The organism is Mangrovibacter sp. MFB070 (assembly GCF_000705335.1).
Lineage (GTDB): Bacteria > Pseudomonadota > Gammaproteobacteria > Enterobacterales > Enterobacteriaceae > Mangrovibacter > Mangrovibacter plantisponsor.
The window spans coordinates 46,056-68,057 of sequence record NZ_JJMI01000050.1 but is presented as its reverse complement, the minus strand read 5'-3'; the positions used below and the strand labels follow the sequence as shown (position 1 = coordinate 68,057).

Here is a 22,002-nt window from a genome sequence, read left to right as displayed (position 1 = left end):
CCACTCCGTTAGTGTGCCAGCATGGTTTCTGCCCGAATTTCTTCAGTTACGCGGGCCTTGAGTGCCATAAACTCTGGCGATGTTTTCAGCCGGTAATCCCGTGGATGCGGGAAATCAACCGGCACTTCTGTCTTAATGCGGCCTGGACGGGCGCTGAAGATAGCTACTTTATTTGCCATAAAGATGGCTTCGTCAATATCGTGCGTAACAAAGAGTACGGTTTTGCGCGACGCCTCCCAAATTGATAACAACAGCTCTTGCATCATGACCCGGGTTTGGTTATCAAGCGCACCGAAGGGTTCATCCATCAGTAGCACTTTTGGGTCGTTTGCCAGTGCGCGGGCAATTGCAGTGCGTTGTTGCATACCGCCAGATAACTGGCGCGGGAAGTGCTGTTCAAAGCCACGCAGCCCTACTTTATGAATAAAATAATCACTGCGGGCTTTCTGTTCCGCCTTGCTGATACCGCGCTCTTGCAAGCCGAAACGGATGTTTTGCTCAACTGTCAGCCAGGGAAACAGCGTGTAGCTTTGAAAGACCATTCCGCGGTCTGCCCCCGGGCCTTCCACCCGTTCACCATCCAGCCACACTTCCCCCTTTGTTGGGGTATCCAGCCCGGCAACAATGCGCAGTAAAGTCGATTTGCCACAGCCAGATGGGCCAAGAATGGTAATAAAATCGTTTTCATTCACCTGATAATCTACCGGCAACAGAGCCTGGGTTTGCTCCCCGTTTGGCCCCCGGAATACCCGTTCCACCTGGCGAATGCTGAGTTTGGGATAGTGCATTACAATGAACTCCACATAAACAGGCGGCGGTTAACCGCTTTGAACACCAGGTCAGACAGCAAGCCAATAACCCCAATAACAATAATCCCGAAGATCATTTGCCCGGTGTTGAGCAATGCCTGGCTGTCAACAATCATATGGCCAATCCCGCTGGATGAACCAATCAGTTCAGCAACAATAACGTAGGTCCATGCCCAGCCAAGCACCAGGCGTAATAACTCGGCAATTTCCGGCGCGGCTCCGGGAATAATCACCCGGCGCACCACACTTTTATTGGTGGCCCCCAGGGTATACGCCGCTTCAACCAGGTCACGACGGGCCGCACCTACCGTAACCGCCACCATCAGGGTTATTTGGAAAAATGACCCAATGAAAATAACCAGTACTTTTTGTAATTCCCCTACCCCGGCCCACAGAATCAGCAGTGGAACGAAGGCCGATGCGGGAAGGTAACGGCAAAATGAAATAAAGGGCTCGAAGAACGCTTCCACCATCTTCCAGGAACCCATCATAATGCCCAGAGGAACCCCCAGGGCTGCCGCCAGGATAAAGCCTGCCAGTACCCGGAAAATAGTCATGCCCACATCACCGGCAAAACCATAATCCCGAAACAGGTAGAACCCTTCTTCCAGCATGGTGGCCGGGTTGGCGAGGAATGTGGGTGAAATCAGGCCAGTAAAAGTCGCCAGCGCCCACACGGCGAAAAAGAGAATAAAAAAGCAAATACCCAGCAAAATACGGTGGCGAATATTCACCGGGCGCAACGGCACCATCAGTGGGTTATGCCACACCTTTTTACTGGCCGGCAACGGAGCCGGCTCAGCAAAATGGGATGTGCTATTGACGTTAGTTTCTGCGACCTGGCTTGCAGGACTTGTCATATCACGGTCCTTCATTACTTGTTCACATACTGCGCATCGTACAGAGTGCTGATATCCGGCGTTTTACGCAGGATTTTCATTTCAGTCAGCAGGTGAGCGGCTTCATTACTGAAGGTGGTAATCTCGCCACTGAAGAATTTTTTATTCGCGGCACGGTCCTGCCAGCGCAGGTAACTGGCTTCCTCAGCAAACTGTTTGCCGGTTTCTTTTACTGCAGCGCCCATAATTTCATTCGCTTTATCCGGGTTGCTTTTGATCATATCCAGCGCGTCGAAATAACTGTCCACCAGCCCCTGAGCCGCTTTCGGGTTATCTTTCAGCCAGTCTGGCGTACAACCCAGGGTATCCATAACAACCGGGTAATCCAGCGTAGTGGCAAGGATTTTGCCTTTTTCCGGGTTCTGGCGAATAGAAGATAAATAAGGCTCATAACTGACTGCGGCATCGTTCTGTCCGGCAATAAATGCACGGGCTGCGGCATCCGGGCCCAGTGTTGCCAGTTTGACATCTTTCATACTCATGCCGTTTTTATCGAGGATCCATGCCAGCAGGAAGTAAGACGATGTCCCGGGCGCATCCACGCTAATCGTTTTGCCCTTCAGATCTGTGATTTTACTGATGCCGTTACGCACAGCGATGCCATCCGCACCGTAAGATTTATCTAACTGGACAATTTGCTTAATCGGTACGCCACTGGCGTTCCAGGTCAGGTAGGTTTCAACAGTAGTGGCAGCGCATTGCAGTGAACCAGAAGCAATCGCCAGGTGGCGGGATTGCTGCGGCACCATTTTCAGTGTCACATCCAGGCCGTGCTTTTTAAAAATGCCGGTTTTCTGTGCCAGTGTCAGAGGTGCAAACCCTGTCCAGCCAGAAATACCGATGACGACGGGCGTATCGGCAGCCTGTGCAAGACCACCCGTTACCGCACTTATTGCCAGCGCCACGCCACATACAGACAAGACGCGCTTCAATCTGTTTTTTGCATTTTTTTTGTTCATCGACCACTCCTGAAAAAGCAACCTGTTAATGGAAAGTGATAACCCCAAATGCTGTGCTGTACGCCCAGTGTTACAACCCGCAAATGCGATAAAGGCGGACGCGTATAGTCTTGTCTATACAAGCGACAGTCATAAAGTTGCAATGCCTGTGCCAGCTTTTTTCAAACCCGGTACAGGCGGGACAGATGGCAGGAGCGAAGAAAGAAGTGTGCATAAAGACAGGGCGGTCGCCCTAATACAGTGCATGCCCTGCGCAAAGGCAGGGCATGAGGGAACTGAATAGTCCCGGCTGTTGCTTATCAGGCCGGGCGGGCTTCCAGTGCCGGAAGTGCATTTTCGCCGTACCCGCGGGCTGTATCACTGGACTTGAGGGTAAAGCTGTTAACGCTTTCCAGTAAAGCAGCCGCGTGGTGATGCAACTGGCTGGCAGCATCGCTGGACTGCTGAGACAGCGTCGCGTTCTGCTGCGTGGCGGAATCCATCTGCGTTACCGCAAGGCTTACCTGCTCAATGCCTGCACTTTGCTGGTTACAGGCTACCGAGATAGTTTCAACCAGTTGCGATACCTGGCGAATATTATTCAGCATCTGTTTCATCGCCACACCCGCTTCCCCGGCAAGGTCGTTCCCTTGAGCAATGCGGCTGGAGGTGCGGCTTATCAGGGAATTAATCTCTTTCGCAGCATTAGATGAACGCTGCGCCAGCGCCCTAACCTCACTGGCAACAACCGCAAAGCCGCGCCCTTCGGCCCCCGCTCTTGCCGCCTCAACGGCGGCGTTGAGCGCCAGAATGTTGGTCTGGAAGGCAATGCTTTCAATCACTGTTACGATGCTGTTTATCTCTGTAGAGAAGCGGTTGATATCGCCCATTGCTTCCACCAGGCGCTCAACGGAGTGGTTGCCGTCCTGAGCCATGGCGTCGGTATTCTGGCTGAGTTTATTCGCTTCAGCCGCGTTGTCTGCCGTATGTTTAACAGCGGAAGTCACTTCTTCCATTGATGCAGCCGTTTCAATCAGTGCACTGGCCTGCGCTTCATTACGGGTAGACAGCGCCTGGCTGCCATCAGCAATACTTGCGGATGCATCGGCAATATTCTCCGCACCATCTATCACTTCACTCACAATACGCGCCAGGCTGTTGTTCATGGTTTGCAGCGCGCCCATCAGGCCGGCAATTTCATCTTTCCCGGAGACTTCAATCGTGGCCCGCAAGTCACCAGAAGCTACCTGGCGGGCAACCTGCACCGCCTGAGCAACCGGGCGGGTAATGCTGCGGATAATCAGCCAGGTCACCACCCCACCCGTCAACACTGCCAGAACGATTACCAGAACAATAATGGTCTGAATTTGTTGGTAATGGCGGGTATTCTCTGCATTAATTTCCTGGTGCAGCATTTGGGCATGTTGCAGCGTTTTCTCTACCACATCGTCAATCATTTTGGTGGGAGCGCGGTCAATACCGCGTACCTGTTTATCGACCCTGGCAGGGCTGTTGATGTCAGCAATATCGTATGATTCCAGTGCGCTGAGGTACTGGTGAAGTAACTGCGAGTGTGCCTCACGGGCCGCCAGAACATCCTGGTTGCTCATGCCAAGCGCAGGTAATTGCTGGCTCAGGGTATTGAGTAGCGCCTGGGTTTTGTCATTCTGCTCCAGAAACGCCGCTTTATATTTAGTGAACAAATCACCGCCCTGGACACCACGCAGCAAGGTATCTTTCCACTCCTGGACCTGGATTTTGAATTGCACCTGTGCATTGCGTGCAGTATCAATGGATTGTTCAATCAGCATTTCACGGGCAATAAATTTTTGGCTGCTCTTGGTCCAGTGGTAATTCACGTAACCGCCAATTGCGCCAGCGCACAATGTCAGGACTAATAGCAGGACAGATAACAGCCATAAACGCGGCCCAATACGAAATTGATTTAATCTCAGTGCAGAAAGCATAACGGTGTTCCTTAACGACAATACCTGCCAGTGTTATCGTCCTTTCTGCTCATTTCTTCATCACTAAATCGTTTCAGGGGCAAAAGGGTGACCCCCTTCTCATTACTGTTTCACTGCTGTTTCACCGGTATTATTTTTTTATGACGGAGCGCAACAACCGGCCGCCCAGGCTTTATCAACCGCCAATTCGCGGGCATTGAGAAGGCAAAAACTCCAGGCCACAATGCGGGCATTTCAACAGGGTATTTTTACGAAGTTTGGCTGCGCGCTGGTTGGCAATATGGGCGCATTTGGGGCATTTTACGGGGACTGGTCGTTCACCAAAATGGCGCAGACCCTGAGTATATGACATATGCGAACACCTCCGGGGTATTGAACGGCTAAGCAATAGCAACCCGTTTGTTCTGCTTATTTTTCCAACAAAGAATAAACCCACAAAAAATGAATGGCAATAACCAGCTAATGGCTGAACTGACTGTTTGCCTGTGCACAGATGTATGAGACGTATGCGCACAGGCATTTATTACTTAATCATGCCACATCCCGTAATGTGCTGAGATCCAGTGTGATGGCAACTTGCTGCCCGTCTGACAGTAAGTCAGCCACACTGCGGTTCAGTACATCAACGCGTAATTCAACACCCTGCGCCAGCACCCGGTAGCGCACCACGTTACCCAGTAAACTGCGGTCAAGAATAGTGGCAGGAATGCCCTGTCCAGGGGCACAAATAGTGATGGATTCCGGGCGTAACGCACACTGCCCGTGGTGTTCAATACCGCTCAAACGCGCCATATCCTGAGCACTGAGTACGTTGTAGTTGCCAATAAAATTCGCGGCGAATAAATCGGCAGGCTCGGTGTACAGGGTTTCGGCACTGCCATTCTGAATAATATTGCCCTGGTTCATCAGGATAATCCGGTCTGACAGTGTCAGCGCTTCTTCCTGGTCGTGGGTGACAAACAGAGTGGTCAGGCGCAACTCCTGCTGGATACGCCGGATTTGTTCACGCAAATGGCGGCGGATGCGCGCGTCCAGCGCAGAAAGCGGTTCATCCAGCAACAATAAACGTGGGCGGGTAACCAGCGAACGGGCCAGGGCTACACGCTGGCACTGCCCACCAGACAACTGGTGTGGGAAGCGATGGCTGTATGCAGATAACTCAACCAGTTCCAGCACTTCGTTCGTGCGTTGTTCAATTTCACCGACCGGGATTTTTTGCATTCTCAGGCCAAACGCCACATTCTTTTTCACTGTCATGTTCGGGAACAGCGCATAGCTCTGGAACACCATCCCAATGGCGCGTTTTTGCGGCGGAAGCGGCACAATATTTTGCCCGGCAACTTCCACCGAGCCACTGTCCGGGTCAGTCAGCCCGGCAATACAGCGCAACAATGTGGATTTACCGCAACCACTGGGGCCAAGTAAGGTAACAAACTCACCTTCATCCGCACTGAAATCAATATTTTCAAATACCCGGGTTGGGCCATAGTGTTTATTGAGTTGTGAAACTTTTAAATAAGACATAACGCCCTCACTTACGGTTCAGTGCACTGGCAAGCCAGGTAATCAACAGCACGACACAGAAATAGGAAATCACCAGCGCACTGGTAAAGTGACCGCTGCCGTTACGCATGTTGTAGAGATAGACCTGCAGCGTCTCGTAGCGTGTGCCCACCAGAATGTTGGCAAACACAAACTCACCTATCAGGAAAGAAAACGAGAGCAATACGGCAACCATTGCCCCTTTACGCAGGTTCGGCAGCACCACCAGAAACGCCGCCTGGAATGTGCTGGCACCCAGCAGGTTTGCGGCACTCACCAGTTCTTTGATATTCACCGCCTGCATATTGTTGCTGATAGCCCGCCAGATAAACGGCAGGGTTATCGTGAAATAGCAGGCGACAAGTATCCAGGGTGTACCTGTAAGCACCAGCGGGCCTGATGCATAGAGCTGCAATAACCCCACAGAAGAAACAACCGGTGGGATGGCAAAAGGCAGCAAAATCAGTACGTTCATGATGCTGCCCAGGAACGGGAAATACCAGGCAATCACAAACATCACAGGCAGCACCAGCACAAAAGAAAACACCAGCGCACCAAAACAGATGAGTAGTGAACGGCCCAGCGCAGCCAGAAAACGCGGGTCATGCCACAACTGCGAAAACCACTCAATAGTCAGGCCATCGGGCAGAATAGTGGCGCCCCATTCAGTTGCCAGCGCGTACAGCAGCGTTGCCAGTAAAGGGACAACAAGAATCAGTAATAACAAACCAATCACCACACGGTGGTAAACATATTCACTTTTCGACATGGGTACCGCTCCTTGATTCAGCGCGCATTAAGGTAACTGCGGCGCTGGATCCACTGCTGGATAACCGTGATCGCCGACATCAGCACAACCAGTAACATCGCCAGTGCACTCCCCATATTGGGATCAAGGGAAATGTCCCCGGACACCAGCGCGGCAATACGCACCGGTACAACGTTGAAGTTGCCAGAAGTCAGTGCGTAGATAGTGGCATAAGCACCCAAAGCGTTTGCCAGCAAGATAACAAACGTGCCAATCAGCGCGGGAGACAGTACAGGCAGCCCAATATGCAGCCAGTAGCGTATCCGGCTGGCACCCAGCAGAGCACTGGCTTCTTCCCAGTCTTTTTTCAGGCCGTCGAACGCCGGAAACAGCAGTAATAGCCCAAGTGGAATTTGGAACCAGGTGTACACCAGAATCATACCGTCAATGGAATAGAGCCGGAAATCGCCCAGCAGCCCATATTTGCGCAGCAGCAGTGTGATACAACCGTTCAGGCCCAGTAAAATAATGAAGGCGAACGCCAGAGGCACACCGGCAAAATTACTGGTCATATTGGTGAATGACATAATAATGCGCTGCAACTTGCCATTACCGATTTGGTGCAGGGAGTAGCCACCAATCAGCGCAATAATCAGACCATAACAACTTGATAAAATGGATATTTTCAAGGAGCTGGTAATAGCCTGCTGGTAAAACGGCGAGGTAAGAATGTCCTGGTAATTGCCCAGCCCCCACGCCTCCATGCTGTCGCTCCAGAAACTGTTCACCACAATCCAGATAAGGGGCGCAATCTGGAACGCGAGGTAAAACAGCGTAAATGGCAACAGGCACAGTAACGCAAGCCATTTTCCTCTCATCATTAGTGCCACTCCTGCTTCGGTGCCAGCAACGCACGGCAAACCGGTTTATCGTGCTCCACCCCCAGTAATTCACAAACAGTGCCGCACAAGGTGGTTTGGGGAATGGTTAAATCAGGAAGTTTTGAGAACCCGTCACCAAATACAAACAAAGGCACACAGGTTTCTTCTTCCAGAATCCCGCCATGGCTGCGGTCATCATTCATCCCGTGGTCAGCAGTGACCAGAACCTGGTAGCCTTCAGCAAGCCAGACAGGCATCCAGTGGGATAAATAACCGTCTGCAAAACGGGCTTTGTTACGGTATTGCGGCGATGAAAGGCCAAATTTGTGCCCGGCGTCATCAATGTTCATTGGGTGAATCAGCAGAAAATCCGGGTCATGGTTCAGGCGCAGGCTCTCTGCATCTTCAAACAAGTGTGAATCTGGGTAGGTGTCATCAGAATAAAAATGGCCATACTGCACAGGGAGTGTTGGATCCTGCACATGGCGGTCGCGCGCCGGGTCGAAGGGTGTACGGTTGTACAACTCACTGACCCAGTGGTAAGCCGCGGCCGCAGTGGTTAACCCTGCAGCACGCGCGTAATGAAAGATACTCTGTTCACGGCTCAGCCGACTCACCCCATTATGAATGATGCCACTTCTCACCGGCGGAACGCCGGTGAGAATGCACTCATAAAGTGGGCGGGATAACGACGGCAGTTCACAGGTCAGCGAATAAACCTGCCCTTTTCCCTCGGCGCATTCTGCTTGCAGGTAGCCCATCGCATGTGATGCCACCTGGTTGCTCAGGCCATCGAGGATAACCAGAATCGTTTTCATACCGCCCTCAAACTTATTGCTGCATGTTGATCATGACGTTTTCCTGCCACAGACGCGGCAGCATTTTGGCGCTCTTTTCCCAGGCCTGCTGGTCGGCAATCGGGCGGGCATTTTTATATTCGCTGTCTGGCAGCATTTGATCTTTCACGTCTGCCGGGTAAGTCAAATGCTCAGCACGGATCGGGCGGGCAAAACCACGGGCAAGGTTTATCTGCCCCGCGTCAGAGAAGATATATTCGCGGGTCAGTTTGGCTGCATTCGGGTGCTTGCCGTATTTATTGATGATGGTGGTATAACCCGAAGTAACGGAACCATCTGAGGGGATAACCACTTCGAAGCGTTTCGGGTCGATTTGTTTGCGGTAGTTCAGGCCGTTGAAGTCCCACACGACCCCAACCTGGACTTCGCCTTTTTCAATGTTGGCAATGGTTGGATCTGTTACACCCAGGCGCCCTTGTTTTGCCAGCTCAGCAAAAAATGCCAGGGCAGGTTTGAGATTCTTCTCATCACCACCCAGTGCGTAGTTAGCTGCCAGCACGCCAGACGCGGCCTGAGAAGCAACCCCAACATCACCGATATCCACAACGTACTTACCTTTTTTCAGGTCTGCCCAGCTGTGAGGCGCATCTTTTACTTGTTGTTTATCAATAATAAACGCAATAGTGCCAGTGTATGCCACTGCCCAGTAGCCATCTTTATCTTTCGCCCAGGCCGGTACTTGATCCCAGGTGCTGGGTTTATACGGCAGAGCCAAACCCTGTTTTACCGCGATTGGTCCAAAAGAGATCCCCACATCACCGATATCGGCAGTTGCATTTTCTTTTTCTGCTGAAAACTTGGCTAACTCCTGAGCCGAAGACATGTCCGTATCCATATGCTTCAGGCCATATTTAGACAGCATATCTGCCCAGGTACCTTTCCAGTTTGCCCAACTGTCGGGCATACCCACGCTATTCACTTCGCCTTCACTCTTTGCGGCTTTTTCCAGCGCACTCAAATCTGCCGCATGGACATTGGCTACCTGCAACGCCACGAGCAATGTACTGGCTAACAAAGATACATACATGCGTTTCATAAATGCTATGCTCCAGTGATGTGGTTGTTATTGGACTAGTCCAGCAAAATCGTTGTTGCAAAACACAGGCCAAAGCAGAACAACGAATTAGGAGACTGGAGCTTATCTCTGATTTATAAACGTTTTATTACAGAAACATGACAGTCTGGCCGCAAGTTGTTTCCAGGCTGGCGTTAATCCGTGGGTCAGGGTATGCACTATTTTGGCTATTTGGCACATTTTTAAGGCTGGGGAAAATGGCGAAGAAAACCGTCGAAGTGATTTGTGAAGCACTGGCAGAACGCATTCAGTGTGGTGAGTTTGACGAAGACCGGCGTTTGCCGTCTGAGCGCACGTTAAGCCAGCAGTTTATGACTACCCGTATTACGCTGCGTGAAGCGCTGCGCCAGTTAGAAGCACAGGGTGTGATTTACCGCGAAGTGCGCCGTGGCTGGTTTATTGCCCCGCCCCGGTTAGTTTACAACCCACTGCACCACTCCCACTTTCGCGAAATGGCTCAGGCACAGGGGCGCCACACCTGTACCGAACTGATTAGTGCGGGCCTGCAACCCGCCAGTAGTGATGTCGCTCACCAGTTAGGTATTGCACCCGGCAGCGAGATAATTTGTATCCGCCGCCTGCGCCATATTGACGGGCGCGCCGTGTTGTATGTCGAAAACTCCCTTAACCCTGGTTATTTTCCGGGGCTATTAGAGAAAGATTTGACCGGATCATTAACTGATTTATACCAGCGTGATTATGGCCTGCACTACGGTGGTGTGCGTTTTACCGTGTTCCCCGGGCCACTTCCGGCTTTTGCGGCGGGGCGACTGCATGTTTCACCGGGCAGCCCGGGCTTGTTTATTGACCGAACTAACCGCGACCAGTACGGGCGCATTATTGACTGTGACCATGAATACTGGCGCTATGATGCATTGTGTATTGATGTGGCTGTCGGGTCTGGTTCCGATACAGACTGGGCACCTTTTCATACCCGCACAACACCAACGTAAGAGTGGCAAAGCTGAATAGTGGGTGGCGTGCAGCCCTCCAGAACGCCCGGTGACGCGCACGCCTGAAGAGCAAAAAAACGCTACAGTTTCCCTTCTTTTATTCGCCGGGCCAGCAGTACCCGCCGTAATTGCAGTTCACGCAATTCGAAAGTGACATCCAGGCTGACCGGTGGATAATCGGCCTCTTCCTGGGGGGCACTGGTTGCGGCTTCTTCCTCGCCACTGGCGTACACGTCTTTTTCAATCAGCCTGAACGCTTCTTTTTTACTGAGCCCCTGTTTTTGCAGGAGCTTCGACAGCATCTTATCAACAGCCGTATATTTTACTTTTCTTCGAAACATACTTTTTCTCTGACACAGGCCTGGTTGCAGATCCTGCCAATCGGTTTAACGCAAATTTTATCGTCTGCGCGCCCGCAAGTTAAGCAGTGATAGCGCTTTGTGACAATCTCTGACAATTAATTAATGGTTGTCATACACCGAATGCTCATTAAAGCAGCGTGATGGTGTTTTTTTGTGCGGGGTTTATTCAGAAACAGCAAGGAAGGCCATAACGGCGAGGGAACCCAGAAAAGAGAAAACACACCGGGCATGGTTACCCGGTGTGCAGGTGTCAGAAGCGGTATTGCAGGCCCACTGTCGCCGTGTAGTTTTTATTTTTCAACCCGGCGGCATCGCCATCAAAATAGTCATGAGTACCGGTATCCCGGTCAATCATTTCTGTACCACCCTTCCCTTCTTCATATTTGTTCCAGGCAAATTCAGCAAATACTTTGGCATTCGGTGTTACGTAGTACCCGACATCCATTGCCACTCCGTAATAATTGCTGTGGCCGCCTTTATCACGGAAAGTCAGGTCACGCATGTAATGCTCGTCGTTATCTTTTGACTTAACCCAGCCACTGAATTTAAACGCGCCATTGACTTCAAAGTTCTGGTAACGGTATTGCCCAACCAGGCCAATATATGGCATGGAGAAACGTTGCTGGTAACCAATTCCTCTTTCACCAGGCGTGAAACTCCCGACATTGGTACCGTTGTCGTAATTATAATCCCCACCAAATGCTGTCCAGCTAAAGCGGGTTTGCTGGTAACCTGCTATCGCCCCTACTTTGTAGGTTTCGCCACGCAGTATCCAGCCTTTAAGGTTCAGGTCAAATTCATTGGCATAATTCAGGTTGGTATTTTCATGGCTGGAATGGTCGGTCCAGCCAGACTGGTTATCATTGAGCCAGTCATAGTCGTCCATATGACCAGAGCCGGAGGCCAGTGTGCTCCAGCCACGGGCATTCAGGGTAAGCCAGCTATAAGCATCCCAGGAGATATCACCTTTGATAATTGCCGCATTTTTTATCTTCCAGTCTAGCTGGCTGACTTTGCGGCCACCATCATAAACCAGTTCATGGGACTCACCCCCCAGGTACCCCATGGAAGCCGCCACGGAGACACTTTCCGGTGAGAAGTCTGGCATTGCCGGGTTCATATCCGCCACAGCGACACCAGAGAAAGACACTGCCATTAACGCAACTATTGTTTGTTTTTTCATTTTCATTCCATTTATTGTTATCCCGGATATAGATACACCAGGTTTGGATTTATTTTTGGTATGAACACTTCAGTATTTACGAAACCAGAGGTATTTAGCTTTCATCACCAAAAATAAATATTAGTCACTTATTTTTTAATTGGTAATTTAATAACGTTATTTTTTCATTACATCTAAAAATAACGTTCCATACACTCTAAAAGACAAGAAAATCCGAACAGTCACAACACTAGTGGTTAATGAAAAGCTATATATAAATAAGAATGTCGCCATACACATTATTACAGTGAATAACTACAGCGTATTTACATCATCTGAATCAATATTAAACAGTTAATAACACAGAAAAGATAAAAATAAAAAAGCCCGCCAGTACAGACATACTGGCAGGCAAGGAGGAAAAATGTGGCGTTACTGACCGAGTGGTTTGCGAACAAATACCCCAAAACTGATAGCGCCCAGCATCAGCAAAGCTGCGCCTAACAGAAAGACATTAGTAAATTTACCTGTGGCATCCAGAATAACCCCGGTAACAATCGGAGCCATTGCCGCCCCCAGAAAACCCCCAAAGTTCTGAATAGCACCGAGTGAAGCAACCTGGTCTTTTGGAGCAATATCAGTTGCCAGCGTCCACAGTGCGCCTTGCGGCATCTGGGAACAGAAATACCCCAGCGATAACAAACCAATTGCCAGAGGTGTGCTACTGACAAACGGAATAGGGCCAACAAAGCAGGCGGCCAGTGCGGCACCTAAAACAATCGGCACTTTACGGGAAGTAATAGGTTTAACCCCGCGGCGTACCAGCCAGTCAGACAGAGTGCCGCCCACCAGCACACCAAGAATACCCGCCAGGAAGGGAATAGAGGCAATCCAGCCGGTTGCTTTAAGGCTGAACCCGAGAGATTTTTCCAGGTAGCCAGGCAACCAGGTCAGGTATACCCAAATGGTAAACATGATTGAAAAGTTACCAATCACCATAAACCAGGTGGTGGGATGACGGAACAGGCTGCCCCAACTGGTGGTTTTCCCGGTATTTTTACTGGCAGTGGTGTGGCCGGCATGAATCAGTGCATCTTCGCGCGCCACCGGGTCACGGTAGAATTTCCACCAGGCAAGCAGTAACGGCAGCCCCATTAACCCAATCCCTACAAACATGCCACGCCAGCCAAAGCTGAGTAACAAAATAGTCAGAATGGGCGGAGCCACTGCGTTGGCGATTTGCGAACCGGTGTTGATAATAGCCGTGGGCAAACCACGCTCTGTTTCGCCAAACCAGCGATGAGTAATTTTAATCCCGGAAGTGAAGAACGGCGATTCAGCCACACCCAGCATCATGCGCAGGCCATAAAAGAAGCTGTAACTATTTACAAATGCCGCCAGCACAGTACAACTGGACCACAGGCACAAGGCCCAGGAAAACATCCGTTTGGGACCAAATTTATCCACCAGCCAGCCAGCTGGCAGGTTGGCCAGGGCATAAGGCCAGAGAAACGCAGAGAGCAATAAGCCCATTTCGGTTTGGGAGAAACCAAATTCTGCCGCAATGGTAGTATTGGCAATACTCAGATTCGCCCGGTCAAGGTAGTTCACTATTGCCGCCAGTAACAGCAGCAGGATGATGCCCCAACGCAGCCGGGTTACCACTACCGGCTGGCTGGCGGTGCCCTGGTAACCTTTCACGCCAGGCAGGCTATCCTCAGGCAGGGTCGAGGTAAGTTCTTTCATTGTTATGTCACCTGGTTATCCCTTGTTACAGGGAAGGGTTGTAGGGAAATGCTGCTAAGGTTTGGTTAGCGAGCGGTTTTGGTTTGCCACAGTGCGGTGCCCTGGCGAATCTGGTCGAGAATGACGCCCAGCCCCCAGTATTTTTCCAGCACGTCATCCTTGTTCACCCGGCAGAATTCGCTGGCAAACGTGCCCATTTGCTGGTGATAAATCTTGGCGTTTTTGGGGTAACCCAGGGTTTCTGTCACAGCGGAAAGGGAAAGGAACAAAGAGAGTTCCTGTGCCAGAGCGGGTTGTTCCTTGCCATGTTTCCATAACCAGGCATACAGCTCAGGGTGGAAATTGGTGAAGACACCGCTGAACCCTTTAGAACCCACCTGAATAGCAGGCCATGCAATGGCAGCATTCGCATTAATGACATGAAGCGGCGTGCCTTGCGCCAGCTTGACACGGCGAATTACAGTGGGCAGGTCGCAACTGACATCTTTGAGCACCACAAAACGGCCACTTTGCGCACAGAAGCTGAACTCTTCATCGCTCAACAAACGGCGCCAGGGAGCCGGGCATTCATACAAACCCAGCGGTAATTCTTGCGGTAAAGCTTCGAACAGTGCAGCCAGAGTGGCTTTAAAGGTTTCCGTACCTTTGTTTTGCGGATCCAGGTGGTTGGTTACCAGCACCAGTGCATCGATACCGGTTTGCGCCATTGCCTGTAATTCTTCAATTTGCGCACTTAAATCATCGCTGATATGCCCGGAAGCAATTACTGGCACCCTGCCCTGCACTTTTTCCACCACGAAACGGGCAAGCTCCGTGCGCTCTGCCAGCGACAGATATTGCATTTCGCTGGACTGGCATACTGCGAATAACGCATCCACTCCCGACGCGATATACCAGTCAACCAGCCGCTCAAGCCCAGTCCAGTCAATCTGGTTTTCTGCCGTAAACGGGGTCAGCATGACCGGAACAATACCCTCAATGGACTTCATAAATTCTCCTGATCCGCCTGACTGGCGGTGATTGCATTCAAAAAAACAACGCGTAATGTCAGCGCAACGCCAGGCGTGATATCACCTGTTGGTACGCGGGCATGTTAGACGCCCCTTCGCGCTCAACAGCCAGGGAGGCAAACGCCGAGGCAAAGGTTGCAGCCTGTGCCAGGGTTTGCCCGTCGGCTATTGCTGCCGCAAGAGCGCCATTAAAAGCATCACCAGCACCGGTGGTATCCACACTCAGCGCCGGAAAAGCCGGAATATGTTGAAATTGCTGGTTGTCATAAATCAGTGCCCCGCGGCTACCCATGGTGATGATCACCCGCCGGGCTCCACGTGCGACTATTGCCAGAGCAGCGGCACGCGCACTTTCCAGGTCGGTAATTTCCACGCCCGATAACAGCGACGCTTCGGTTTCGTTCGGAGTAATAATGTCGATAAGATCGATGCAGCCCAGAATATCGGGTGAAAATGGCGCCGGATTCATAATCACCTGCACGCCCAATGCTCTGGCAAGCTTCATTGCGTTCAGCGTGGCATCAAAGTTGTTCTCCAGTTGCACCAACAGCACATTACTGCTGGCAAGCTCTGGCGACATGCTGGCAATTTCATCGCTGCTCAGGGTTTTATTGGCACCGGAATAAATGGCAATCATGTTTTCGCCATCATCCTGTGAGACATAGATCAGCGCATTGCCCGTAGGCTCCCGTTCAGACTGGTACAACCGGAAAGAGTGGATCCCGGAAGATGCCAGGTGATCAAAGGCAAACTGGCTAAACTGGTCTTTGCCCACTTTGGCGACAAAATGCACCTGAGCGCCTGCCCGGCTTGCGGCCATCGCCTGGTTAGCGCCTTTGCCCCCCGGCCCCAGTGAACTGCGCTGTGCCAGCAAGGATTCACCACCACGCGGAAACCGGTGCACCCACGCCACAATATCCACATTGAACGCGCCCAAAATGCATACTTTCCCCCGCAGTGCGTGAGGGGAAACGTCCGGGTTGCGAACGGGTTCCTGCTCAGAGAGGCGTTTGAGCAACACTTCAAAGTTGTCGCCAGTTTCGCTGATTAACCGTGACTGCAAGTTACGCCGCACAATCATGGCACCGCCATGGCAACGCCGAATTAACCCTTGTTTCACCAGAGCCGCCAAATCACTACGAATGGTTTCTTTAGTGACAGCAAAATGCCCGGACAGCCAGTCCACCGTGACACGTTCATTTTTATCCAAATGCTCAAGAATTTTGTTACGGCGTTCTTCGCGAAACATAATTTTCCTCTCCAGTACACAATTGAGACTAAGAAATACCCTGGCTGTAAAAAGTGATTTTCTTCAAACCTTACAGAGCAAAACGGAAACAAACAAAAATGACCAAAAACCTTGCGTTAAAAAAAACAAAAACACCTGCTATTTTTTCTTAATTCATTTTCTTGCAGTCATTTATTTGACGCCTGTCACACTAAAACCATATAAAAATAATGGATAAAACACATAACCATCTCACAGACAGAGTTCAATTCATTGATTTAAAACCACAAAAAAATTCAGGCTGCTACTTCATTCATAACAGTGCACCGCAGAGGTTGCCAGCCAGCAGTAGCTGGAAATACTGATTACTGGCAACTCACCAGAAAATATTTATTAGTTAACGGCAGGAAAATATAGAAAAACAAAAACAGAAAAAACCAAAACCAGAAAATATACGCACAACAGCAACCCAATGGTTTTATTTAATACTTAAATCAAATATCAAGGGAAATATACCTGTAAAAACCTGAAAGAATGCATCTTGCAATGAACCTTACAAAACCAACTACTCCCACAGAAGTATTTCCCCGCAAGGAAATATGTCGATAATAAATAGCAATCGCACCCAGAAAAGCCCGGTGTAAAATACAGGTAAGTGGAACAGACCAGCATCAATGGCTGACCTGAGCAGGCATGCTCCCTTGCACCAGAAGGGGAAAACTTTTTTTGCTTCGCCCGGGGGGTCATATGAAGCAGTGGTCCTTTGTGATTTCACAACAACATTCACTCTCCCAAATCTGGGAGGCAAAAGACCTGCAGGCGCTTGCGGCAAGCCAGCACCCCAAACTGGTATTTATCTATACCGGCTCGGGCTTCGACAATTTGTACGCCTTTGTGCAACGCTGGCTGGAAGAGAAACTGGATAACGTTGAAATTATTGGCGTGACCACTGGTGGCCATTTTATGGATAACAGCCCGGGCAGCCAGCAATTAATGGTTAGTATTACGCTGTTTGAACAGAGCTATATTCAGGTTTTACCCGTGAATATGCAGTCTTCCCCCCTGAGCGCGCTCGCCATTAATCAAATTCTGCACCATACACCAAATCTGAGCCTGGTTATGTTGCTGAGCACCCCGGTGGATGACCCGCTACTCGACGTAGTATTAAACCTGCAACTTCCGGAGCAAACTCAACTATTTGGTGGTGTGGCCTCTCCAGTACACCCGACCGGACTATTATGTGGTAGCGACCCGCTACAAAGTGGGTTTGTACTGGTGCTGATTCAGAGCCAGAATTTGCATTGCCGGACATTCAGTTACACCGGCTGGTTACCCATGAGCATGAACCGGCGTATTACTGATGCTCAGGGTTCGTGGATAAAATCTATCGATAACCTGCCCGCGTTCGAGGTGTACCACAACTACACCACAATAGAGAACGACAACCAGTTTGCTCATGACGCACTGGCCTTCCCGGTATTGCTCCCTCGCCCATCGTTGTTGCTTTCACGGGTGCCCGTTGAAGTGAATAACGCCGGGCACATTCGTGTCGCCGGAGATGTGCTTACCGGAGAAGATGTTTCATTTGGTTATGGCGATGCACATCGTAGTCTGGCCTGCATTGATGACTGGTGCACAACACTGGCTGACTTCGCGCCACAAGTGCTGTTTGGTTACTCCTGCACTATTCGCAATATGCTGTTCGCCGATTATGCCTGGCAGGAAACCATGCTGCCGGGCAGCCTGGCACCGATGAGTGGTTTTGTTACCTGGGGGGAGTACAGCTCAGTAAAAGGCAAAGTAACGCTGAATAACACATCGCTGTTGATGGTGGCGCTGCGTGAAGGCAATGCCAGCCCAATATATGCCAGAGCCACGCCGGCCCGAATGGCACGGACACGGCCGTCTTTGATGTCGCGCCTGGTCAATTTTATGCATGTTGCCAGTGAAGAATTCCGGGAGCACAACCAACAACTGAGCACACAGGCTCAGACCGATAAACTCACCGGTTTATATAACCGCTACCGGCTGGACAGTGAATTATTGTCTCTGCTCCACCAGGCGAGCGCTGCACGAAATTTTTCGCTGGTGTTAATGGATATCGACCATTTCAAGCAGGTTAACGATGCTTACGGCCACCAGACAGGGGACAGTATTCTCAGGCAAATAAGTGAGCTGGTATGCAACCAGTTACGCTGGCAGGATATTGCCGGGCGCTGGGGCGGGGAAGAATTTATGTTACTGATTACTGACAGTGATAAAACCCAGCTCACCACGGTGCTGAAACGCCTGCAACAGTCACTCGCTCATGCCAGTATGCCCTTTGGGCTAACCATCACCTGTAGTTTTGGTGCCGCGCAGTGGCAACCAGGCGATGACGAACGAAGCCTGGTCCGGCGGGCTGATATTGCCCTTTATAACGCCAAAGACCAGGGGCGTAACCGGTTTGTGATTGACTGATACCAGGCCAGCCCGAGCTTGTGCTGCGCCACTCATGGCCTGTGTTTTCACTCCACCTGTCTGGCAGTCAGTGAGGTTGATAACATGCTGGCAAAAGCACACATGTCTTGTTTACCTGCCTTTACGCCCCATGCCAGGTGATAACGTTTTCCAGAAATTGTCACGTTTGCAAAAGTGATTGTCAGGTTCTGGTGAGTTTTCTGGCAGGTTTACTATGACACTGGAGCCTCTTATTACAGAGGAACCCGGCATGTTAAAAAACCCTGCACAGAAATATAAAGCGCACCCGCCCATCAGTCTTCCCAACAGACAATGGCCGGATAATACACTGAAAAGCGCCCCACGCTGGCTGTCGACAGATTTACGAGATGGCAACCAGGCGCTGGCCGAGCCAATGGATGGTGCCAGAAAGCTGAAGTTTTGGGACTTGCTGGTTAGCTGCGGGTTCCGGGAAATTGAAGTCGCATTTCCTAGTGCATCGCAAACTGACTTTGACTTTGTCCGCTCACTGATTGAAGAGCAGCGAATTCCGCGGGATGTCACAATTCAGGTGCTGACCCAGGCCCGGGAAGACTTAATTGCCCGCACCTTTGAATCATTAAAGGGAGCCCGGCTGGCAACCATTCATTTATACAATGCGACAGCCCCGCTTTTCAGGGAGGTTGTTTTCCGCCAGACCCGTGATGAAATAATCCAGCTTGCCGTGCGTGCTGCGAGGCAAATTCGCCGGTTATGCGATGAAACGCCAGAAACAGAGTGGTCATTTCAGTATTCCCCGGAAACGTTTTGTTTTACCGAGCCAGACTTTGCCCTGCAGATTTGCGAAGCTGTGGCTGATGTTTGGGAGCCCGGAATAACGTGCCCTATGGTTATCAACCTGCCAGCGACGGTTGAGGTGAGTACACCGAATGTTTATGCCGACCAGATAGAGTATTTCTGCCGCCATTTTTCACGCCGTAAACAGGTTTGTATCAGTGTTCACCCCCACAACGACCGCGGAACCGGCACAGCATGCGCAGAACTGGCGTTACTGGCGGGGGCTGAGCGGGTTGAAGGCTGCCTGTTCGGCAATGGTGAGCGTACCGGCAACGTTGACCTTGTAACACTGGCTCTTAATTTATATACCCAGGGTATTGCACCCGGCCTTGATTTCAGCGAAATGAAAAAAGTGGTTGAGGTGGTGGAAGAGTGTAATCAGTTACCCGTTGCACCGCGTCACCCTTACGCCGGAGAACTGGTCTTTACCGCTTATTCTGGTTCTCACCAGGATGCGATAAAAAAAGGGTTTGCCGCCCGGCAGCACTCTGACTCCCCTTTCTGGCAAATTCCCTATTTACCGCTCGACCCGGCAGATGTGGGATGCAGTTATGACGCGGTGATTCGCGTCAACAGCCAGTCTGGCAAGAGTGGCGCGGCCTGGCTTTTGGAACAGAATCACAACCTGAGCCTGCCACGCCAGTTGCAACAAGACTTCAGTCTGCGCGTGCAAAAAGAAGCGGAAAACGGTGAGAAAGAGATGTCACAAATGGCGGTCTGGCAATTGTTCCGCCAGTCCTATGGGTTGGTTGACACACCAAAACTGCAGTTAAAAGAGTATGCCAGCAATAACCTGCCAGACCAGCGTACAGTGCTTTCAGCGGAAATTTGCCGCAATGGCAAAAAACTGAGTCTGGCAGGAGAAGGAAATGGTTTTCTGTCTGCGGCACTGACTGCATTGTGCCGCGAGGTAAAAGAGGTACTGGAAATAGTGAGTTACCAGGAACATACGCTGGGCAAACGCAGCGACAGCCGCTCAGTTGCCTATGTATGCTGCCAGAACCGGGCTGGAGCATATGCCTGGGGAGTCAGTATTGACAGCGATATTACCCGGGCTTCTCTGCAGGCAATGCTCAATGCCGCTGGCAACCTGCTTACTGACTAAAGTAATCGCTGGGTGAGACACCCATCACCCGGCGGAACATCACACTAAAAGCCCCCGGGCTTGTATAGCCGCAGTCCAGCGCTACCCGTGTTATTTGCTCACCCTGGGCAAGGCGAGCCAGGGCATGCAACAGGCGAACACGGCGCACCCACTCGGCAAACTGCATGCCAGTTTGTTGGTAAAAATGCCGGTTAAGTGTGCGCCCGCTGGCACTGATTTTTACAGCCGCACTCGCAACTGACCAGGGTTCTTGTGGTGCTTCACGCACTGCCTGGCACAATTGCCTCAGGCGCTCAGAAGCAGGCTCTGGTATGTGAAACGGCAGAGTGTCCATCAGGCGGATTTCATCCAGTATCAGTTCATAAATACGTTCATCCCGGCTGCCTGATGCATATTCTGAAGGGAGGTTCAGCGAGCTGACAATCAGCGCACGCAGTAAATCACTCACACTAACCACCTGGCAGGCAACCGGTAAATCAGCCCGGGCGAGCGGTTCAATAAACAACACCCGGGCTTTCACTTCACCGGTAATATGCAGCGCATGAGGAATATCTGCCGGTATCCATACTCCCCGTGAAGGCGGGACAACCCAAAACCCATGGCGGGTCTCCACACGGATTACGCCGCTCAGTGTATGGATAAGCTGCGCACAACTGTGGGTATGCCAGCTTTCATAAGCGCCGTGGCAGTAATCCTGAGCATAGGGAATAACTGACCGGCCTGAAAAATCGAAGTCACTTTGTCTGGTCACTGAGTTACACACTCTCACTTGATTGCTTTGTGCCGGGGCGCTACTGCTAGCGAGCCGTGGTAACAATGATAAAGAGAAACAGCACCGTGATAAACGCTCCTTTTCTCATGGTGTAATTTTAGCGCTGACAAATTGATTAGTTTGACTACGCTTTTCATCCCTGCTTCACTTGTCTGCTCAACCGCCGCGGAACACATCTGAATATTCCACTGTAGCGATAAGATGAGTAAATGATTTGTTGATATGTTAAGAGCAACAAGGCGTATTAATGGCAGCGGGCGTGGTATCTGTTTCAGTCACAACCATTTAAGCAGCGGGAAGGTCAATCAGATGAAAATGGCAAATATCCCTTTTGGTGTAACAAACTGGGAAAATGTAGCACCCGAAGTCCACAGTGGTGAACAGGGCCAGGCAATATGGCGAACAGCAACGTTTGATGGCATTCGGGTGAGGATGGTTGAATATTCACCCGGGTATATTGCAGACCACTGGTGCTCTAAAGGCCATATTCTGCTGTGCCTTGAAGGTGAACTGCATACCGAACTGGATGACGGCCGCACCTTTACCCTCACACCAGGCGCCAGTTACCAGGTTGCAGATGGTGCAGAAGCACACCGCTCATCTACGGTATCCGGAGCAAAACTGTTTATTGTTGACTGACTCCGCCGCAGGTTAAATGCCTGGGTAACTTAC

At 50.9% G+C, this 22,002-nt stretch carries 20 protein-coding genes; 4 read left to right on the top strand and 16 right to left on the bottom strand.

Annotated elements, in window-relative coordinates:
• Nucleotides 1–8: 8 nt before the first annotated feature.
• The 10 genes from DT73_RS21345 to DT73_RS21300 all read right to left on the bottom strand — a co-directional run bounded on the left by DT73_RS21345 (nt 9) and on the right by DT73_RS21300 (nt 9,677).
• Nucleotides 9–788, bottom strand: coding sequence for an ABC transporter ATP-binding protein (locus DT73_RS21345; protein WP_036114876.1), 780 nt, complete (start codon nt 786–788; stop codon nt 9–11).
• Entirely contained in the window at nt 788–1,669 is an 882-nt protein-coding gene (locus tag DT73_RS21340; protein ID WP_036114873.1) for an ABC transporter permease, read from the bottom strand. The genes DT73_RS21345 and DT73_RS21340 overlap by 1 nt, the downstream gene beginning before the upstream one ends.
• 14 nt (nt 1,670–1,683) lie before the next feature.
• Nucleotides 1,684–2,667 carry an ABC transporter substrate-binding protein gene (locus DT73_RS21335; protein ID WP_036114870.1) on the bottom strand — a complete coding sequence of 328 codons (984 nt, stop codon included), beginning with the start codon at nt 2,665–2,667 and terminating at the stop codon, nt 1,684–1,686.
• Nucleotides 2,668–2,966: 299 nt separating this feature from the next.
• Nucleotides 2,967–4,613 carry a methyl-accepting chemotaxis protein gene (locus DT73_RS21325; protein ID WP_235234572.1) on the bottom strand — a complete coding sequence of 549 codons (1,647 nt, stop codon included), beginning with the start codon at nt 4,611–4,613 and terminating at the stop codon, nt 2,967–2,969.
• Nucleotides 4,614–4,788: 175 nt separating this feature from the next.
• Nucleotides 4,789–4,965, bottom strand: a complete 177-nt coding sequence (locus tag DT73_RS26875) for a YnfU family zinc-binding protein (protein ID WP_235234571.1) — start codon at nt 4,963–4,965, stop codon at nt 4,789–4,791.
• Nucleotides 4,966–5,144: 179 nt separating this feature from the next.
• Entirely contained in the window at nt 5,145–6,137 is a 993-nt protein-coding gene (locus DT73_RS21320; protein ID WP_036114865.1) for an ABC transporter ATP-binding protein, read from the bottom strand.
• A gap of 7 nt (nt 6,138–6,144) precedes the next feature.
• Nucleotides 6,145–6,924 (bottom strand): ABC transporter permease, encoded by a 780-nt coding sequence (locus DT73_RS21315; protein ID WP_036114863.1) that lies wholly within the window; start codon nt 6,922–6,924, stop codon nt 6,145–6,147.
• A gap of 17 nt (nt 6,925–6,941) precedes the next feature.
• Nucleotides 6,942–7,781, bottom strand: coding sequence for an ABC transporter permease subunit (locus tag DT73_RS21310; protein ID WP_036115306.1), 840 nt, complete (start codon nt 7,779–7,781; stop codon nt 6,942–6,944).
• 2 nt (nt 7,782–7,783) lie between these two features.
• Nucleotides 7,784–8,602, bottom strand: coding sequence for an alkaline phosphatase family protein (locus DT73_RS21305; protein ID WP_036114859.1), 819 nt, complete (start codon nt 8,600–8,602; stop codon nt 7,784–7,786).
• Between the two features lie 13 nt (nt 8,603–8,615).
• The gene (locus DT73_RS21300) at nt 8,616–9,677 is read right to left on the bottom strand and encodes an ABC transporter substrate-binding protein (RefSeq protein ID WP_036114857.1); all 1,062 of its coding nucleotides are present in this window, start codon (nt 9,675–9,677) and stop codon (nt 8,616–8,618) included.
• A 236-nt stretch (nt 9,678–9,913) separates the two neighbouring features.
• Here DT73_RS21300 and DT73_RS21295 point away from each other — a divergent pair, with 236 nt between their 5' ends.
• Nucleotides 9,914–10,669, top strand: a complete 756-nt coding sequence (locus DT73_RS21295) for a UTRA domain-containing protein (protein WP_051691517.1) — start codon at nt 9,914–9,916, stop codon at nt 10,667–10,669.
• An 80-nt stretch (nt 10,670–10,749) separates the two neighbouring features.
• Here DT73_RS21295 and DT73_RS21290 read toward each other — a convergent pair whose 3' ends face one another.
• The 5 genes from DT73_RS21290 to rbsK form a co-directional block, all read right to left on the bottom strand.
• Nucleotides 10,750–11,010, bottom strand: coding sequence for a hypothetical protein (locus DT73_RS21290; protein ID WP_036114854.1), 261 nt, complete (start codon nt 11,008–11,010; stop codon nt 10,750–10,752).
• A 271-nt stretch (nt 11,011–11,281) separates the two neighbouring features.
• Complete coding sequence (locus DT73_RS21285; protein WP_036114850.1) at nt 11,282–12,214, bottom strand: omptin family outer membrane protease; 933 nt, start codon at nt 12,212–12,214, stop codon at nt 11,282–11,284.
• 411 nt (nt 12,215–12,625) lie between these two features.
• Nucleotides 12,626–13,939 carry an MFS transporter gene (locus DT73_RS21280; protein WP_036114847.1) on the bottom strand — a complete coding sequence of 438 codons (1,314 nt, stop codon included), beginning with the start codon at nt 13,937–13,939 and terminating at the stop codon, nt 12,626–12,628.
• Between the two features lie 65 nt (nt 13,940–14,004).
• A complete protein-coding gene (locus DT73_RS21275) occupies nt 14,005–14,928 on the bottom strand; it encodes a dihydrodipicolinate synthase family protein (protein WP_036114844.1) in 924 nt (307 codons plus the stop codon).
• A gap of 58 nt (nt 14,929–14,986) precedes the next feature.
• Nucleotides 14,987–16,198: a ribokinase gene (gene rbsK / locus DT73_RS21270; protein WP_036114841.1), complete on the bottom strand. Its 1,212-nt coding sequence runs from the start codon at nt 16,196–16,198 to the stop codon at nt 14,987–14,989.
• A gap of 726 nt (nt 16,199–16,924) precedes the next feature.
• Here rbsK and DT73_RS21265 point away from each other — a divergent pair.
• Both DT73_RS21265 and leuA read left to right on the top strand, forming a co-directional pair.
• A complete protein-coding gene (locus DT73_RS21265; protein ID WP_036114837.1) occupies nt 16,925–18,637 on the top strand; it encodes a diguanylate cyclase in 1,713 nt (570 codons plus the stop codon).
• 250 nt (nt 18,638–18,887) lie between these two features.
• Nucleotides 18,888–20,558, top strand: a complete 1,671-nt coding sequence (leuA, locus tag DT73_RS21260) for a 2-isopropylmalate synthase (RefSeq protein WP_036115300.1) — start codon at nt 18,888–18,890, stop codon at nt 20,556–20,558.
• Here the strand turns inward: leuA and DT73_RS21255 are convergent.
• Nucleotides 20,548–21,309, bottom strand: coding sequence for a helix-turn-helix domain-containing protein (locus DT73_RS21255; RefSeq protein ID WP_036114834.1), 762 nt, complete (start codon nt 21,307–21,309; stop codon nt 20,548–20,550). The two genes, leuA and DT73_RS21255, sit on opposite strands and share 11 nt — an antisense overlap.
• A 330-nt stretch (nt 21,310–21,639) precedes the next feature.
• Here DT73_RS21255 and DT73_RS21250 point away from each other — a divergent pair, with 330 nt between their 5' ends.
• A complete protein-coding gene (locus DT73_RS21250) occupies nt 21,640–21,969 on the top strand; it encodes a DHCW motif cupin fold protein (protein WP_036114831.1) in 330 nt (109 codons plus the stop codon).
• The last annotated feature ends 33 nt before the right edge of the window (nt 21,970–22,002 follow it).